The organism is Allobosea sp. P4_E12, from assembly GCF_056401655.1.
On record NZ_JBFUIY010000124.1, the window covers coordinates 1 to 1,521 of the forward strand.

At 65.9% G+C, this 1,521-nt stretch carries 2 protein-coding genes; both read right to left on the reverse strand.

Annotated elements, in window-relative coordinates:
- Window positions 1-713: DUF3300 domain-containing protein (locus AC1DW9_RS36595; RefSeq protein WP_476855411.1), on the reverse strand; the 713-nt coding region annotated here is incomplete at its 3' end.
- Between the two features lie 66 nt (window positions 714-779).
- Complete coding sequence (locus AC1DW9_RS36600) at window positions 780-1,364, reverse strand: OmpA family protein (protein ID WP_441508680.1); 585 nt, start codon at window positions 1,362-1,364, stop codon at window positions 780-782.
- Window positions 1,365-1,521: the final 157 nt, after the last annotated feature.

Sequence of the window (1,521 nt, forward strand, 5' to 3'; positions counted from 1 at the left end):
GGATAGACCGCGCCGGTGCCCCAGTTCCACGGGTTGTTGTACATCACGGCGCCGACGGCGATGGCCGTCCCGAAGGTCAGGAGCGCGCCCGGGACGGCGGAGGCGACCGGCTCGTAGACGACGCCGGGGTCGTAACTCGGAACATAGATCACCTCCGGTTCCGCCGGCTCGATATAGATGACGTTGCTGGATCCCTCGGTCTTCTGGACGACGGTCTGTTGCGGCGTCGACTTCAGGGCTCCACCCTTTGCCGCCTGGGCTCGGAGATCCTGGATGACGGCCGCGACATCCGTCGGCTGGTAGACGAAGGCGTCGCCGAGATCGCTCGTCCAGTCGAGGTTCTCGTTCATCTGCTTGATCAGGTCGGGAAACCGGATCAGCGCCTTGACGCTGGCATCCCAGTTCATGGCGTCGGCTGCCGTGAAGTCGGCCTTCTCGACGGCCGCCTTGTTGCGCTCGATCCAGCGCGCCGCCTGCACGATATCGAGCGGATAGGCCGAGGCCGGCAACAACTGGGCGAGCAGCGGGTCGGGGTAGAGCGCGATCGGCTTCACCAGCGGCTCGATCTCCGCACGGGTGAAGACCGTGTCCGCTGCCTGCGCCGGTGCAGCCTGTGGCGCTGGTGCGGCCTGTTGGGCGAAGGCGGCGCCGAGGCCCGGGAGAATGGCGCTGGCTGGAGCCAGCACCAGCGCCATTGCGGATAGGGCGATCATTCCGTGTCGCATGCCGTCCTCGCGCTCAAATGTCTGCAAACAAGCCGGTCCATCACCGTCCGGCCCCTATCTGAAACGACCCACATTCACGATCTGGACGCGCCGATTGGCTGCTGCGTCCGGGTTCTTCCGGTTCTGCAACTGCTCTTCACCGAGACCGACCGAGACAATCCTGGCGGGGGCGATGCCGAATGTGGTGACCAGCGCGTCGCGAACCGCATCGGCCCGCTTCTGGCTCAGCGTCAGGTTGGACTTGCGGTCGCCGACCGCGTCGGTGTGGCCGACGATGAGGAACTTGTATTCCCGCAAGGTCGGGTGGAGCAGGGAGTCGGCAATCACGCCGACCGTGCGGAACGATGCAGGGCGGATCACCGCCGAGCCGGTCCGGAACTGGATCTCGACGGTGAACTGCGAGAGATTGTCCAGTTCCTGCGAGAGCGGCTCGCGCAGCGAGGCGTCCGGTCCGCGGTTGGCGGCGACGCTGTCCACGGCCTGGCGGCGGAGCGCGGCGACGTCGATGGATTTCGACTGGTCGAGGACGTTCAGCGTCTCGATCAGCTGCGTATCGTTGAGTCGCTCCTGGGCCTGCACGATTGCGGTTGCGGGGGCGAGGGCGATTGCGGCGGAGAAGACGAGGGCGATGGGCTTCATGGGGTGCGCTGTGCCTTCAGTTCCAACCGGCATCGACGATGACCTGCTTGCAGCCGCTGCTGACGACCTTCGACGCGGTCAGCAGGCACTGCAGCCTGTAGCCGTCATGGGGCTGCACGCCGCTGCAATATTGACCAAGGTCGCGCTCGCAGACCTT